Origin of the sequence: Aeromonas genomosp. paramedia (assembly GCF_023093515.1) — a bacterium.
In the GTDB taxonomy this organism is placed as follows: Bacteria; Pseudomonadota; Gammaproteobacteria; order Enterobacterales; family Aeromonadaceae; genus Aeromonas.
The window spans coordinates 1-262 of the sequence record NZ_JAAROG010000067.1 but is presented as its reverse complement, the minus strand read 5'-3'; the positions used below and the strand labels follow the sequence as shown (position 1 = coordinate 262).

The following is a 262-nucleotide window of genomic DNA, read 5'->3' as shown; positions in this document are numbered from 1 at the left end:
CCCATGCCATAGACTTTCAGTTTGTCATGACCATAGTCGCGGATACGCTGGTTATTAGCACCACGAATCACTTCCACCACATAACCCATCCCAAACCGCTGATTCACACGACCAATGGTGGAAAGGGCAATCTGAGCATCGGTTGAACCGTCGTACTGTTTCGGCGGATCGAGGCAGATATCGCAGTTCCCGCACGGCTCCTGACGCCCTTCGCCAAAATAGTTCAGCAATACCAGACGACGGCAAGTTTGCGCTTCGGCAA

Annotated in this window: 1 protein-coding gene; it reads right to left on the bottom strand. The window is 52.7% G+C overall.

Going from position 1 to position 262, the window contains the following annotated elements; all coding sequences use genetic code 11:
• Positions 1-262: RQC domain-containing protein (locus HB860_RS22080; protein WP_247627968.1), on the bottom strand; the 262-nt coding region annotated here is incomplete at both ends.